Origin of the sequence: Mesorhizobium sp. M2D.F.Ca.ET.226.01.1.1, from assembly GCF_004022705.2 — a bacterium.
Classification (GTDB): Bacteria; Pseudomonadota; Alphaproteobacteria; order Rhizobiales; family Rhizobiaceae; genus Mesorhizobium.
On sequence record NZ_RZOY02000022.1, the window covers coordinates 31,968 to 46,365 of the forward strand.

Annotated in this window: 10 protein-coding genes and 5 pseudogenes; 7 read left to right on the top strand and 8 right to left on the bottom strand. The window is 59.7% G+C overall.

Going from position 1 to position 14,398, the window contains the following annotated elements; all coding sequences use genetic code 11:
* Positions 1-79: 79 nt before the first annotated feature.
* The 5 genes from nodC to EN869_RS31850 form a co-directional block, all read right to left on the bottom strand.
* Entirely contained in the window at positions 80-1,405 is a 1,326-nt protein-coding gene (nodC, locus tag EN869_RS31830; protein ID WP_032899868.1) for a chitooligosaccharide synthase NodC, read from the bottom strand.
* 15 nt (positions 1,406-1,420) lie between these two features.
* On the bottom strand, positions 1,421-2,080 hold the full coding sequence (gene nodB, locus EN869_RS31835) for a chitooligosaccharide deacetylase NodB (protein ID WP_126097314.1): 660 nt from the start codon (positions 2,078-2,080) through the stop codon (positions 1,421-1,423).
* Positions 2,077-2,667 carry a NodA family N-acyltransferase gene (locus tag EN869_RS31840; protein WP_024505875.1) on the bottom strand — a complete coding sequence of 197 codons (591 nt, stop codon included), beginning with the start codon at positions 2,665-2,667 and terminating at the stop codon, positions 2,077-2,079. The genes nodB and EN869_RS31840 overlap by 4 nt, the downstream gene beginning before the upstream one ends.
* Before the next feature lie 853 nt (positions 2,668-3,520).
* Complete coding sequence (locus EN869_RS31845) at positions 3,521-4,729, bottom strand: beta-ketoacyl-[acyl-carrier-protein] synthase family protein (RefSeq protein ID WP_135906886.1); 1,209 nt, start codon at positions 4,727-4,729, stop codon at positions 3,521-3,523.
* Positions 4,730-5,011 (bottom strand): acyl carrier protein, encoded by a 282-nt coding sequence (locus EN869_RS31850; RefSeq protein WP_029356603.1) that lies wholly within the window; start codon positions 5,009-5,011, stop codon positions 4,730-4,732.
* Positions 5,012-5,381: 370 nt separating this feature from the next.
* Between EN869_RS31850 and EN869_RS35310 the strand changes: the two are divergent.
* A pseudogene (locus EN869_RS35310) lies at positions 5,382-5,510 on the top strand (LysR family transcriptional regulator); the annotation flags it as partial.
* Positions 5,511-5,614: 104 nt separating this feature from the next.
* On the opposite strand, the pseudogene EN869_RS31855 reads toward EN869_RS35310, so the two are convergent.
* A pseudogene (locus EN869_RS31855) lies at positions 5,615-5,761 on the bottom strand (multicopper oxidase domain-containing protein); the annotation flags it as partial.
* A gap of 993 nt (positions 5,762-6,754) precedes the next feature.
* On the opposite strand from EN869_RS31855, the gene EN869_RS34675 reads away from it, so the two are divergent.
* A complete protein-coding gene (locus EN869_RS34675; protein WP_024504272.1) occupies positions 6,755-7,024 on the top strand; it encodes a hypothetical protein in 270 nt (89 codons plus the stop codon).
* A 594-nt stretch (positions 7,025-7,618) separates the two neighbouring features.
* Here the strand turns inward: EN869_RS34675 and EN869_RS31865 are convergent.
* Positions 7,619-8,572, bottom strand: coding sequence for a TauD/TfdA family dioxygenase (locus EN869_RS31865; RefSeq protein ID WP_024504271.1), 954 nt, complete (start codon positions 8,570-8,572; stop codon positions 7,619-7,621).
* On the opposite strand from EN869_RS31865, the pseudogene EN869_RS35315 reads away from it, so the two are divergent.
* The 3 genes and pseudogenes from EN869_RS35315 to EN869_RS31880 all read left to right on the top strand — a co-directional run.
* A pseudogene (locus tag EN869_RS35315) lies at positions 8,487-8,672 on the top strand (pyridoxal-phosphate dependent enzyme); the annotation flags it as partial. The gene EN869_RS31865 and the pseudogene EN869_RS35315 sit on opposite strands and share 86 nt — an antisense overlap.
* Positions 8,673-8,947: 275 nt before the next feature.
* Positions 8,948-9,111 (top strand): annotated as a pseudogene (locus EN869_RS31875) (thioredoxin domain-containing protein); the annotation flags it as partial.
* 41 nt (positions 9,112-9,152) lie between these two features.
* The gene (locus tag EN869_RS31880) at positions 9,153-10,607 is read left to right on the top strand and encodes a glutamate synthase subunit beta (RefSeq protein ID WP_024504270.1); all 1,455 of its coding nucleotides are present in this window, start codon (positions 9,153-9,155) and stop codon (positions 10,605-10,607) included.
* Positions 10,608-11,071: 464 nt separating this feature from the next.
* Here EN869_RS31880 and EN869_RS35320 read toward each other — a convergent pair whose 3' ends face one another.
* The gene (locus EN869_RS35320) at positions 11,072-11,437 is read right to left on the bottom strand and encodes an extracellular solute-binding protein (protein ID WP_245454714.1); all 366 of its coding nucleotides are present in this window, start codon (positions 11,435-11,437) and stop codon (positions 11,072-11,074) included.
* A gap of 1,054 nt (positions 11,438-12,491) precedes the next feature.
* Between EN869_RS35320 and EN869_RS31890 the strand changes: the two are divergent.
* Both EN869_RS31890 and EN869_RS31895 read left to right on the top strand, forming a co-directional pair.
* Positions 12,492-12,712 (top strand): annotated as a pseudogene (locus EN869_RS31890) (insulinase family protein); the annotation flags it as partial.
* A 57-nt stretch (positions 12,713-12,769) separates the two neighbouring features.
* Positions 12,770-13,828: a class I SAM-dependent methyltransferase gene (locus tag EN869_RS31895; RefSeq protein WP_024504268.1), complete on the top strand. Its 1,059-nt coding sequence runs from the start codon at positions 12,770-12,772 to the stop codon at positions 13,826-13,828.
* Positions 13,829-14,398: the final 570 nt, after the last annotated feature.

The window sequence follows — 14,398 nt, forward strand, 5'->3', positions numbered from 1 at the left end:
TTCTGACCATAGGTAACTCGAAAGCTTCACCCCGTGTCGACTGACACAACTTACTCGGTCACTCGGCGCTGCAAGGCCGTCAGACTTCACCAGCTGTGAGCGAAAGATCTGCAGTATGAAGTGACTCCGCAATTCCAGAATTGCCCGCAGCATTTGCTCCGGCAAGCGGCATCGCGCTTGTGATTTCCTTTGTGCTCCTGTTGGGCAGGGGAACACTTTTACGCGACAGCCAATCGCTATTGCTCAATGTACACAGGGCGTAAGCCTTCAAGGGGATCAACAGGAATATCCTGATTAACGCGTGCATTGAATAGCCGATGAATCGAAGCTGCCGAGTGCGGAAAGATAACACCGTAGATCTGATTATGGTCATCGTGACAATAGCCAGCACCGTCCACCAATTTACTGTATGTGAAAATAGTAGCTCACCGAGCGCCGTTACTACCGCGATGCCGAGCAACAATGGGCCGAGATTCTCTCCCATCACATCCAAAGTTAGATAGCGATCCAGGCCACGCAGTAGACCTCGCGCAAGCATCGTGTCCCGGAAGGTGCTTCGTGCCCAGCGGAGTTGTTGGCGCAAATAAGGTCCCATCTTGTCCGGAACGACTGTCGCCGCGACGGCACCTGGAACGTACTCGGTTCGAAAGCCTGCTTTCAGCATGAGGATCGTAAGATGACGGTCTTCACCGAAGTCGCTTGGTTTCCCCCTGAACAGCTGCGTCTCGTATTGATCCAGCAGAGAAAGGAGACAAGACCGGCGGTACATTGCACATGGGCCGCAGCAGCACATGACCGCACCAAAGCGACCTTGCGCCGCGCGCTCCTCATTGCAAGCCAGCCAGTATTCCATATCGATCAATCGGGTCAACCAAGTGTCGCTGCGGTTGTATGCCGTCAGCTGGCCCATGGCCGCTCCGACCATGGAATCCCGCATTTTTACTGCAAGCTTTGTGATGACGTCGGACGCAAGTGTCGTGTCAGAGTCGACGCTGAGCACGAAATCTCCAGATGAGCGGCGGATGGCGGCGATCTGCGCCTTGCGTTTGCCAACATTCTCGCGGAGCAGAATGAAATTGAATCTCGGGTCGCCCTCGTAGGCGTGATGTACCGGGATGACGGCATTACGATTTCCAGAACCGTCGTCAACCAGATAGACCTGAAATGTTCCGGCGTAATCTTGATTTGCAATGGAAGCTAAACACGCCGCGAGTGTGCGCGGGTCCTCATTGTAGCAGGGGATAATGACATCCACGCTCGGCCAACGGTCGGATCCGAACAAGCTTTCCGACGGCGGCGTAACATTTTCCGGTTGGGAGTAGACCGCTTGCATGCCTCTGTAAACAGTCGAGAGCACCGCATAAGACGAAACGGCAACAGTACTGGCTGTGGTGAGAAGGTCCATAGGATCTCTGTTTGTTCAGGGGTGTTGAGGAAGTGATCGGATTACAAATCCGCGGCCGTGCAATTCTGGAATTAGGCGTGACAACGCTGTCACCGTCTGGTCGCGCAGACTGGCTTGATTGCCTGGTTGCAATTCGTCGGGAGCGCACCCGTCGTGCAACAGCACGATTGCGCCCGGCCGGATATCGGCGAGCACTCTGTCGACGATGGCGTCAACGCCGGGGCGAGACCAGTCGCGTGGATCAATGGACCAATGGACGGGCGCCAATGCCGCACCCGCTGATGCAGCGATTACTTCTTCGGTCCAGATGCCATACGGTGCACGAAAGTACCGAACCATGGCCTGCGGGCAAGCCATCCCTATGACTCTGTTTGCCTCAACTATCTGGCGGTCGACTTCGACGGGCCCGCATTTAGCCAGGTCCGGATGAGTCATCGTGTGGTTGGCTATACCGTGCCCGTCTGTAATAATTCGGCGAACGAGTTCCGGCTCGTCGGCCGCGTAGGCCCCAACAACGAAGAAGGTCGCCGGCACCTGATGTTGCGCCAGCACATTGAGTATCTGCGGTGTGAAAAATGAATTGGGACCGTCGTCAAACGTCAGATAGACGCTGCGCTCTGCAGTGCCATCGGCATTGTCACTCTGCCCTTCGCATATGTAGTCCAGAGGCTTCATAGTTCCGGACCGTTCCGGTCGATCAGGGTACCGGACGGCCACTCGTCCATCGAGCGTCCGATCGGCGAAACCAACACGAGTACGTCTTCCAGGCGCGTGGGCGGCAGGTCGGGATGCACATCTGGACGGGTCGATCGTACGCGAACGCCCGACACAATGTTCGCGAGGCCGGCTCTGCAGAATCTTTCGACATGGTTTCGCAGCGCGTGCCGAACCGTGCCGAAAGCGAATGGAACACCCAACTGATGGAGCACTGGGTACGCCACGCGCATCGAAAAACCGATTCCGAGCCCTTCAAGATCCGGACGAACCGCGTACAGGCCCAATTCAGCGACGATCAAGTCGACCTCGCCAACTTTGATGAAGCGCCGCAGCATGCCGATGTGAGCCGCTACCCCATGCGCGTCGTAGCCGATTGCGCGGAATTCCGGCCTCGCGCCGGCCCAACTGCGGCCGCCTTCGAATGGCTCCGCGTTGAAGGCGCCAGTCCGTCCATAGGTCTTTCGAAAAAAGTCGGAGAGTTCGACATGGTCGGCCAGTTGCAGCTCATTTTCCCAGCACAACTTCCAATCGACATTCGGGCGCATGGAAGACCTCACCTTGTAGCTGTCTGGTTGAGATAAATGTCCAAGCATTGGTTAAATAATTGGCGTCGCGCCAACGGGGCGTAACTTGTGGAGACCGCCGAAAGACCAAGCCGCAATGCAGATGCGACTGACTTTGTACGCCCCGCACACCAGATGATGCTCCTCGGATCCAACGCAACCATCGGAACTACCTATCTTTCCAACTTGAAGCGCTTCTATGGGACCTGCAGCAAAAACGGTAAAATCCTTTGTTTAGATGAAAGGTATCCACGCTTTGGATAACTGGGCGAATGCGTTCCATATGGCTGGTCAATTATCGTCGTCACGCTCGAGGCACTTCTGACGAAGCGCAAAGCTCACGCCCGCGGCACGCGCGGCCGTTGCCGGGCCGCGCGATTATCTCCGTAAGAGCCGAGCGGAGCTCAGACACGACGATTGATCAGAATCTGATTCGCGGGTTCAGTATCTCTTTCGTGTATCCAGCTCTGGGCTGTCCTTTGGCGGGAGTTAGGTTCGCCCAGGTTCTGAGCCTGGGGCGTCGGCCCGTTCGCCGCACAGGCTCCTTCGCACATCGTCGAGGCCGAGAAAGAGGGGGCCACACAGCTCCCCCTGTACTTTCCACCACCCGACACCAGCGCTCACCCAGGGCGCCGGCCTTGCTCACCTCAACGGATAGCGCACTCGCGCCGCTTCACGATTAAAAGAATTCTACAAGCAGATGCCTGTTTGATCGTGAGACGTCCGCTGCCAATTCCCGCATCGCAGAGGCAGCCAATAGCGCTCGCTTCACATAGTGGTCCGGCAAGCAGCTAGATACGACAGGTGACCTCAAATGAGGCGTCTTGCATGGCTTCTACACCTGCCTGAATGCCAGAACTGCGTTCGTGCCGCCCATGGCGAAGGCGTTGCTCATGGCGACGCGCACCTTGCGCTCGCGCGGCACATTGGGTGTGATGTCGAGGTCGCAAGCGGGATCTGGCTCGCGATAGTTGGCGGTCGGCGGCACGACGTCCTCTTGGATTGCCATCACGCAGGCGATCATTTCAAGCGCGCTCGCTGCGCCGAGGCAATGCGCGTGCGTGGACTTGGTGGAAGAGATGGACATCGAATAAGCGTGGTTTCCAAACACACGCTTGATCGCCGCCGTTTCAGTCTGATCATTGCTCTTGGTACCGGTGCCGTGCGCGTTGAGGTAGTCGACGTCCTCGGCATTCAGCCCGGCATCGGCAAGGCAGGCGCGCATCGCCGACGCTGGCCCCTCGACAGATGGCGCGGCAATGTGGAAGGCATCGGCGGAAAGGCCGACGCCGGCGATCTCGGCAAGAATTGTGGCACCACGCCTCGTGGCATGCTCGTAGCTTTCCAGCACGGCCATGCCCGCACCCTCGCCCAGCACCAGGCCCTTCCTATCGGCGGAGAAGGGCCGGCAGGTATCGGGTGAAAGCACGCGCATTGCTTCCCATGCTTTCAGCACGCCCCATGCGAACGGCGCGTCGCTGCCCCCGGAAACCATTACGTCGGCCCGGCCCAGCTTGATCTGATCCACCGCCGAGGCGATCGCATGGTTGGCCGAGGCACATGCGGAGGTCACCCCGAACACCGGCCCGCGCAAGCCGAGGCGCAAGCTCACCTGGCCGGCGGCGGCGCTTGGCATCGTTTTGGGTACAGCGAGGATGCCAACTCGCCTCGCGCCGTCCAAAAGGAGGGCCCGGTAAGTTTCCTCCATTACATCCCAGCCCAAGCCGCCGACGCCCACTGTAGCGCCGAAGCGATGGGCATTCCCTTCGTCGCAGGAAAGTCCGGCCTGCCGCATGGCTTCGCGCGCTGCAAGCACGGCGAGCAAGCTGAAGCGGTCCATGGAGATGAGATGCCCCCGGTTGATGTCGTGCTGGGGCAGCGCCTTGATCTCAGCGCCGGTCATGCCCTCCAGGTCATGAAGCTCGGAATTGGCGATCGGGCCGATGGCGGAGCGGCCTTCGCGCATCTCTTTCCACATAGAGGCGGCGTCGGTGCCCAGTCCGCACAGGCCGCCCACTCCGGTGATAACGACGCGCCTGTCCATTCAAGCCTCCTTCGCAAGCAAGCCGCGGACGGCTTCCACGACGTCGCCGACATTCTTGAGATTGGACCAGGCATCGGCCGTGTTCATGTCGATCTTGATGCCGTAGGCCTGCTCCACATCCCAGAGGACGTCCGCCAAACCCAGCGAATCAAACCCGAGCGCGTCCAGTTCCGTGGCGATTGTTATCTCGCCGACGAATGACGCAGGCATTCCCTCACCGCTCTCCGACTCGGCGCGTTTCTTGATCAGGGCAATGACGTCCGTTGCGAATTGATCGGCCATTCTGTTTCCTGTCTTTCTTTCCCGCGTTTCGACCTGGACGCGGCTCAGTTCCTGAGGCGCGCCGCGTCGCGAAAGCCATCACGCTTGGGCAACTGACAAAGCCCAATGCTCATAAAGCCGGATCAGGTCCGGCCGGTGTGTGGCGTAGGTGCAGTATGACGATGTGAGCCGCTACACCGTGCGCGTCTCCCAGTCTGTCCATAGACTCGGAAGAAGTCGGACCCGGTCAGTTGCAACTCCCTTTCCCAGCACTCCACTGCCCGGTAGAGCGCATGAAAAATCTCCTTTCGGGCGGTTTCTGTTCTGCCCATGCAGGATTCCAGAACATTGATGAAATCGTTTGTTTCGATGAAAGGCATCCACACTTTGGATGGTTGACACGCGTTTCAAAGATCGTGAACTACATCTCGTCGTTGTGCTCGACGCACTCCCGACAGAGCGCAACCTCATGGGCGCGGCATGCAGGATTAACCGAGCCCAGCCGGTCATGAGTGCGGCCGGCCGGGTCGGGCGATAGGCAGTCATGCCCTGCCCTTCCTGCGGGTCAAGCACTCCGAAAAAACATTTCCCCCATAAATGCTAGATCTTCCGTTGCCTTTTCGCGGGCTTCTGCGTGAGGTGAGGCACGCCATCCATGGCATGTGGCACACGCACGCGATGCCAGTGCACGGTCGTTTTCTCGGCAAGGCCGTTCTCTACCTCGACCCGCACGCGCTCGCCCTGACGGACCCGGATTTCCGGGCCTGGAACGGGCCTTCGGCGCGCAATCGAGCCCGGTTCACCCGGCCCAATGGCGTCCACTTTGGGGGCGCATGCACTGCAGACCCGCTGGACCTGATCCGGGAGAGGATGGGCGCGGCGATTGGAATAGCTATGAAAGCGCATCGGACCGTGGAACTGCGCGCGCAGACTTTCGGAGGAAGGCTCGCTTTTAAACGTTATCGTGCAACTCTGACCGTTCTTCGCCTTGGCGGGTGCCGCGGAAGAATCCCGGGTTCTGCGAGCGCTGCGAGAACACCTGCGGTCGATCCTGTACCACAATCTCGCGAAGCTCGATGCTCTCTACAAACGATGTCTTGGATTCTCACGCCCTTATTTCAGCACTTCGCTCGCTTGCCCGACTCGGCCGCGGTCAGCCTTCACCGCCAATTTTATTGGCGCAGCGACGTTCCTATCGGTTCAGGCGAAGCTTCTTGAACCTGCCGCTCTCTCGTTGCCCTGGCACGATTAATCGTCCTCTCAGTCTGTCATTGGCGGAGTCGCTCCTGAGGCGCGCGCCGGCGAGTTCGAGGAGCGCGTGGCTATCTCCTCGGTCCAGCCGGATTCCGCTGCGCGCTCAGCCAATTCCTGGAAGGCCGATTCCAAGGCGAGCTGGCATTGAAGGCCGCGGTCCGGATGGTCGACTAGCTTGGTTCCACGATCGCAATGCTTGATCGCTTCATTGCAGGCCATGGGCTCTCGCCCTCTCCTTTTGCCACACGAGGCGCCAGCTCACGTGTTGTGCGCCCCGGCAACCGCTTTCACCAGCCGCTCCAGCGATCCCGCGCGCTCCAGCTCCGCAAAGAATGATGCGGCGTGACGCTACCCAGCCGGTGCTTCTCGGCCATTTGCACACATAGGGATAGTCGACCATGAAATCGGACCGAGGCGAGGCGTTGGACGTTTCAGTCTTGGTCTGAATGCGCCGCCCACGAGCCGATCGGCCTTCTCGATGATTTGGCGCACCCTCGTTGTCGACAAGCCATGTTCCTGAGCCAGGTCGGCGAAACTCTTGCCCTTCAGAAAGCCGTCGACCAGGGCTATGTTCCTATCGACGGTCGGCTAAATCCCAGCAGGCGCGCGCAGTTTTCCGGCATCATTCCGTTTGTTCATCCGCTTGTCCGCGCCCCCTGCAAATCCTACCGGGCCAAATCGGTGCTTGGAAGACCCACTCATGTCATGGCCTCGGGAAAGTACAAGGCCGACGGTTATGTGAATACGAAAGATGCTGGCGATCACCATGATCGTTGGTGACCGCTGACCTCCCCAATGTCGGCTTCGACGGCACACCGGGAGCTCTCGGCAATGTTGAATAATTCCGTTTGAAGATGGTTGACTTCGTCGTCGAGGCTCGATCCATCAGGATCGGTATCGACGATTCTATATTTGAGAAACCCAAATTCGTTTGACTCGCGCAATTCGCTGTACGGCGTATCATCGCAAGCGCGGGATTCCGACATCCTGCGAAGTGCCCGCGTTGCTGGAATCGATTTTGCGGAAGTAAAAAGGCCCCGGCGCTGGGTCGGCGCGCAGGGCCTTCAGGCATGTACGAGCTACCAGCATGTCCAGTTATGATCGTGCGCTATCATAATGAACAAACGGTGAATGATCGCTATCCGAGGTGCAGGGCGGGCGAGATGGTGGGGCGGTGGGGGACCTGTACCGCTGCAGCGGGGCCACGAGCAGCGACTCGAGCCATGCGCCACGCTGCAGGACCTCGATTTCGGGCCAAGCCTCGAGCCCGCAACTCGCCTTGCTTCTCGGAAATCATAAGGCTTTGTGGGGCGGTTAAGCAGCGCGATATGGCCGCGGCGATACGAAGTTTTCATCTTTACCCTGTTCAGACGGTCAGGCTGCCTTCGCCGCCGGCTTGGCTGCCTTGACATGGGTTATACTGCGGCGACCGTCGACGCCGATCGGAACGTCACCGTCAACCGTAGCGCGACGCACAACCCGGTGCTGGTCGCCATAGTCGTTGACCGCATAATGCTGGTTAGCACGGTTGTCCCAGATAGCGACGTCGCCTACTTGCCAGCGCCACCGCACGGTATTTTCCGGGGCAGTGACGTAGGACTGGAACACCTCGTAGAGTTTGGCGGAATCGCTCTTGGAAAGGCCGACGAGGCGCTGCACGAAATTGCCGAGCAGCAGCGACTTCTCCCCGGTTTCCGGATGGACGCGCACGACCGGATGCTCGGTCTCGTAGATCGTCGATGTGAAAACTTCCTCGAAGTGCTTCTTCTCTTCGGCTGTGGCGCGCGGGCGCACGGCTGCGTAGTCGTAGGCATTGCTATGAATAGCCCACAGATTGTCCGCCAATATTTTGAGCGGCGCCGGCAGATTCTCGTACGCGGCGTGCGTGTTGGACCAGATCGTGTCGCCCCCCGCCGCCGGAATGACGACGCCACGTAGGACCGAGAATTTCGGATAGGCATCGACGAAAGTCACATCGGTATGCCACTGGTCTGCCCTGCCACCGCCACGGCCGGAATCGAGATTGAGGATTGAGGCCGTGCCGGCTGCCGGCCCCTGCGTGGGATGAGGTACAAGGTTACCCAGACGCCGCGCGAACAATTCCTGCTCCGCATCGTCGAGATGCTCCTGGCCGCGGAAGAAGATCACCTTGTGTTTTAGAAGAAGCTGGTTGATGGCTGCTATCGCTGCGTCCGAAAGGTCTCCACCAAGGCGAACTCCTCTGATTTCAGCTCCAACACGGCTGGTCAGCGGTACAACGTCGGAGTCAGGAATTCTCTTCGTCAAGCTCGAAAGCCAAAATCCCGGCGGATCGATCAAGGATCGCATTGCGTTGTCGATGATCGTTAATGCCGAACAGCGTGGCCAGCTCGCGCCGGGCGGTACAATCATCGAAGCGACCGCTGGCAACACAGGGCTCGGCCTGGCCTGGCGGCACGAAGCGCGTGATCGCGTGTCCAAAAGCTGACAGCGTCAGACAAATGTCAGGTTCATTACAACCAACATCTGGGCACTGACGAGGTTTTTCGAAGCAATGGGCGCTAACTGCGCGCTGAGCGCGTTGGCATGGCTTTTGAGACTGAGTGACTGTGACTGCACTTAATGGGGCAAGACGAGCGATGCGCTCCTCCCTGAACCCGTGTGCCGTCTCTGAGAGGAAACCAGCTCGTGCAGAAACCTTTGGAAATAGCTTTGGACCGCAACGTGGTATTGCAGATGGAGTCCCCGGCTCCTTCGATTAGAGTCGAGAACTGGCTGCATGGCGAGCCCCTCACGAGCTTTGAGCCCGGCAAGTGTACATAGTCGAATTTTGGGCAACTTGGTGCGGCCCATGTGTGGACGGGATGCCCCATCTGATCCAGCTGCAGGGCGTCGCCAGGCGCGCCATCTGGACAGCAGGAGCTGGACTATGGGCAAGGTAACAGGCTTTCTCGAAATCGACCGGCAGGTGCACAAGTACCAGCCGGCCTCCGACCGCATCCGGCATTTCCGTGAATTCACGCTGCCGATGTCGGACAAGGAGGTCGAGAAACAGGCCGCGCGCTGCATGGATTGCGGCATTCCGTTCTGCCACGGGCCAACGGGCTGTCCCATCCACAACCAGATCCCGGACTGGAACGACCTCGTCTACAATGGCGACTGGGACAATGCGATCCGCAACCTGCATTCGACCAACAATTTCCCGGAATTCACCGGCCGCATCTGCCCCGCACCTTGCGAGGAAGCCTGCACGCTGAACCTCGAGGACATTCCCGTCGCCATCAAGACGGTCGAGCAGGCGATCGCCGACAAGGCTTACGAGACCGGCCATATCAGGCCCTATCCGCCGGAGAAGAAGACCGGCAAGCGCGTCGCCGTCATCGGCTCCGGCCCGGCCGGCATGTCGGCTGCCCAGCAGCTCGGCCGCGCCGGCCACGACGTCCATGTCTATGAGCGCGAGAGCCGGCCCGGCGGGCTGATGCGTTACGGCATTCCCGACTTCAAGATCGAGAAGCACTATATCGACCGGCGCATCGAGCAGATGCAGGGCGAGGGCGTCACCTTCCATTGCGGCGTCAATGTCGGCGTCGACAAGCCGGTTGCCGAGCTGCTCGCCGAACATGACGCGGTGCTTTATTGCGGCGGTTCCGAAACGCCGCGCGCGGCCGGCATTCCCGGCGACGATCTCGGCGGCGTGCATGACGCGATGCCCTATCTGGTGCAGCAGAACAGGCGTGTCGGCGGCGAACCGATCCAGTCGGTGGCGTGGCCGTCGCATCCGATCCTCGCCGGCGGCCAGCATGTGGTCGTCGTCGGCGGCGGCGATACCGCGTCCGACTGCGTCGGCACCGCCTTCCGCCAGGGCGCGGTCCGCGTCACCCAGCTCGACATCCGTCCGCAGCCGCCGGAAAAGGAAGACAAGCTTTCGGTCTGGCCCTACTGGGCGACCAAGATGCGCACCTCGTCCTCGCAGGCCGAAGGCGCCGAGCGCGAGTTTCAGGTGGCGACGCTCGAGTTCATCGGCGAAGACGGCCAGCTGACCGGGGTCAAATGCTGCGAGGTCGACGAAAAGCGCAAGCCGATCGCCGGCAGCGAATTCGTCATTCGTGCCGATCTCGCGTTCATCGCCATCGGCTTTGCCGGGCCAGCCGCTCGCGGGCCGGTGTCGGAACTGGCCGGCCAGATGAAGATCGCCATTGACAGCCGCCGCTCGAAGAATGTCGAGGCCAATGACCGGGACTACAGGACCAGCGTCGAAAAGCTCTATGCGGCGGGCGACGTGCGGCGCGGCCAGTCGCTGGTCGTCTGGGCGATCCGCGAGGGCCGCCAGGCGGCGCGCGCCATCGATGAGGCGCTGATGGGATCGAGCGTGCTGCCGCGCTGAGTCCGTCTCGAGACCCTACTTGTGCGGCCACCTGAAGGCGCTTTCCGCCCTTCCGCTGCCCCGGGCAGCTTACGGACTGATCGCCGTGGTCGTTTCGGTTGTGGCCCCGGCCGCAGGCTGCCGCCTTGGCGGCCAAGAAAAATCGTCGGCGCGGCCGGGCGAAGCAGCGCTGGGTTTAAGTGCTTGGGGTGACACGGCGTGATCTCCGCCGTTGGCGGGAACAGGGCAGTGCAATAGTACTGCCCTGTTCCTTTTGATCAGAGGCCAGTGCGGATTTCTTCGGCAAGCGCCCTCAACGTCGTCTCGACGTCATCGCCGTTTGCCATCTTCTGCATCGCCACGGCCCATGCGTTCATGGCTTCGCCGAAGCCGACACGCGGTGTGAAAGCCAGCGCGGCTTGATCCTGTATCTTTTTGAAGCTGTCAACGAAGTTGTTGAACTCGGGCTGCGAAGCGTACTTAGTCTAGGTATCGTCCTGCCAGGTCGACGTGCGCGGCGGATTGACGAGCTGGCCAGCAAGGGCACCCTTGAGCGCCACCTGCTTGGAGGTGGCCCACGGGATGAACAGCCAGGCCGTGCCCTTCTTTTCGGAAGCCGCGTTCATGGCGAGAGCCCAGATCCAGATGTCAGAATCCAAGCTCGTGGCGCTCGGTGCGTGCAGCGGCGGAGCGAAGGCGATCTTGCCGGATGCCGGCTTCCCCGCAACATCGTTCCAGAAGCCGAACATTTTTGAGTCGATCGTCATCGCGGTGCGGCCGGACGAGATGCCGTCCACGACCTGGTTCCAGTTATCATTGGCGAAGGAAGGAGCCGCGCACTTCTTGATCATGTCCGAATGTAGTCGTATCCAGCATCGGTAAGCTTCGGATCACTCAGGTATTTGTCCAGCAGGCGCCACTCGGAGCGAGGTCCTACGCGGGCTGAATGCCAGTGCCGAACACATCCCATGCTGGCGACTTCGTCGTCAGTTGGATCGTCATCTTGTTCCAGTAAGAATCGTCTGGGTAGAGTTCCGGCGTGACCTTGATGCCGGGTCAGCTTCTCGAACTCCGGAAAGTTGCGCAGCGAGAGCATCCGCATAGGGGTGGATGTCGTAGGCCCAAGTTATGCTGGTCCCTTCGAATTGACGCCAGTTCACGGTGTCGGCAGCGGCCGAATTAGTGAGCGATGCCGAAACGGCAAGAAACGCCAAGTCAAAAGCAAGCTGTTTGCGTAGCGACGCGCACCTGTAACGAGTACGGGGAATGAGCGACCCATGTAATCCTCCCTGGGGCATTTTGCCAATTTTTGGGTCCACTCCTCCATCCCGAGTTTGCTCATAGCCACAATAAGCGGTTTCCAACGACCTCGCTCTGAATGCACCAGGCCAACTGGGTAAAAACGGGTAACCGGCACTTAAAGGCGATGTAGTATCGCCACCAGAAATACTGCTCCGTGGTGCTGGCCTTTGCCTGGGGGCGCAACACGGCAACTACCCGCTCAAAACGGTTGGTCCTCTACCTCTTATTCACCGTCGCTTTCCTCGCGGCCTAACCCGGCCGGAATATCCGTTGCCAGAAAAAGGCCTCGCGGCCGGTTCGAGGCGCATCCCTCCTCCGAAGCAGCACGCTCAAGTATCGTCACAAGCCCCGAGCGCTTCGCGTTCGGCGATGTCCAAATTCCGACAATGTCGGATACAGTCAGATCTACTGGATTGCGTTTGAATGGTTTTCTCATTTGGCACAGTACATGCGGGTCATCCGCAAAACACGTGACCGACCAACAAGAGTTCGCATGATCACCTTACCACAACATACAGCCGCCGCGGAACAATCACTTGGCCCCTGATCGCCCGCCCCGGCACCACAACCGGAGTCATCGATGTTCTGACAGGCTGCCCAAGGATACCTGCTGCAACAGGGCTTGCCCTGGTGACGACCACTCCGGCTCCGCCGGTTACCGACGAGGGCAAAGTGACGGATTTCCTGCTTTTCAACGGCATGGAGGTGGCTGTCATTCCCGACCACCGCGCCGCTCGTCACCGATATGGTCTGGTGCAGGATCGGCAGCGCGGATGAGCCGCCGGGGATATCTGCATGTCTTCGAGCATCTGATGCTCAAGGCGCCTCATGACGAGCACGGCTCCGTCGCCTGGAGAGATTGAACCCAAAGGGAGATTCAGATGTCTGAAGCGAATCAGGAAAAGTTGGACGCATTCTTGGGGAAAATGGTCGGCGATCTCGGTGCGATCGCAACGGGCGCGGGAGTCCTGCTGGGGGACAGACTCGGCCTGTTTAAGGCATTGCGCGAAGGCGGCAAGATGACGGCCGCCGAACTTTCGACACGCACCGGCACCCAGGAACGCCTCGTAAGGGAATGGCTTTCCGGGCAGGCGGCGGCGGGTTACGTCGACTACGATGAAGCGAGCGACAAATTCTATCTCAACGCCGAGCAAGAGCTGGTGTTCGCTGATGAAGACAGCCCGGCCTTCATGGCAGGCGCATTCGAGTTCCTGTCCGCGCTGTGGCTCGATGAAGAAAAGGTGAGGCAGGCATTCCAGTCCGGCAAGGGCGTCGGGTGGCACGATCATAGCGCGTGTCTGTTTCGCGGTACGGAACGGTTCTTCCGTCCAGGCTACAATGCCAATCTGATCGACTCCTGGCTGCCGGCCTTGGAGGGCGTCGTCGAGAAGCTCGAACGCGGCGTGGACGTCGCGGATGTTGGATGCGGTCATGGTGCATCGACCGTGCTCATGGCACAGGCCTTCCCCAATTCGCGCTTCGTCGGCTTCGACTATCATGCCCCCTCGATTGAGCGCGCCCGCAAGGCGGCCGAGGTAGCCGGCGTCGGCGTTAACACGCGGTTCGACGTGGCGGCCGCCAAGAGCTATCCCGGAACGTATGACCTCGTCACATTCTTCGATTGCCTTCACGACATGGGCGACCCGACGGGCGCCGCCACCCATGTCCACGGATCGCTCAAGCCGGACGGCACGTGGATGATCGTCGAGCCGTTCGCGCATGATCATCTGGCGGCGAACCTCAATCCCGTCGGCCGCGTTTACTATGCCGCTTCCACTTTCGTGTGCACGCCCGCATCCGTGTCGCAGGAAGTCGGGCTCGCGCTTGGAGCCCAGGCCGGTGAGGCGAGGCTGCGCAAGGTTGTGACCGGCGGCGGCTTCAAGCGATTGCGTCGCGCCGCGGAGACACCGTTCAACATGGTGCTGGAGGCCCGCCCTTAGCGTGGCCGTCGCCAGAAATTGCAGCTCATCGCATTTGATTGAAGATCACCGCCAAAAATCCGGACGCATCGGGGACATTTTCAAGGCGCCTGGGTTCACGCAGAGGTCGCTGCCGAGTTGTGTGCCAAGAGTCCCATACGTTGCGGCTCAGAAAGGACCCGACGCACGGCTACGAACATGCCCATAGTGATGGCCGCTATAATCACATATGCCCACCATGGCGCGTTCACAAAGCTGGTAAGCCACGTCGCACCGAACGCGCTTACGACAAAAACGAGAGCCTCGATAAAATGACTGAGCCTGTACACATTCAGTCGTCTCATCCTCATACCACCCATCCAAAGACTGAGCTTGTTGCGCTACTGCGACAGAGCCTAACATATTGGAGAGCGCTCACTATTTCTATGCTAAACAGTCTCGCCTGAGTATATGTTTTGAGTCGCTAATTATGGAATTCTGCCAGTCTGCATTTCCCCTGATCTGATGTAGAGCAGCTTCTAAGTGGGAATTAGTCCCCCATCGACCGGATCGGGCGACACGAACATGCGCTGAAGGCTTGGCGGAACGGCT

Coding starts and splice junctions, on each gene's coding strand:
- nodC (WP_032899868.1), bottom strand. CDS start 1,405: ATGGACCTTCTCACCACAGCCAGTACTGTTGCCGTTTCGTCTTATGCG.
- nodB (WP_126097314.1), bottom strand. CDS start 2,080: ATGAAGCCTCTGGACTACATATGCGAAGGGCAGAGTGACAATGCCGAT.
- EN869_RS31840 (WP_024505875.1), bottom strand. CDS start 2,667: ATGCGCCCGAATGTCGATTGGAAGTTGTGCTGGGAAAATGAGCTGCAA.
- EN869_RS31845 (WP_135906886.1), bottom strand. CDS start 4,729: ATGGACAGGCGCGTCGTTATCACCGGAGTGGGCGGCCTGTGCGGACTG.
- EN869_RS31850 (WP_029356603.1), bottom strand. CDS start 5,011: ATGGCCGATCAATTCGCAACGGACGTCATTGCCCTGATCAAGAAACGC.
- EN869_RS34675 (WP_024504272.1), top strand. CDS start 6,755: ATGTTCCTGAGCCAGGTCGGCGAAACTCTTGCCCTTCAGAAAGCCGTC.
- EN869_RS31865 (WP_024504271.1), bottom strand. CDS start 8,572: ATGCGATCCTTGATCGATCCGCCGGGATTTTGGCTTTCGAGCTTGACG.
- EN869_RS31880 (WP_024504270.1), top strand. CDS start 9,153: ATGGGCAAGGTAACAGGCTTTCTCGAAATCGACCGGCAGGTGCACAAG.
- EN869_RS35320 (WP_245454714.1), bottom strand. CDS start 11,437: ATGATCAAGAAGTGCGCGGCTCCTTCCTTCGCCAATGATAACTGGAAC.
- EN869_RS31895 (WP_024504268.1), top strand. CDS start 12,770: ATGTCTGAAGCGAATCAGGAAAAGTTGGACGCATTCTTGGGGAAAATG.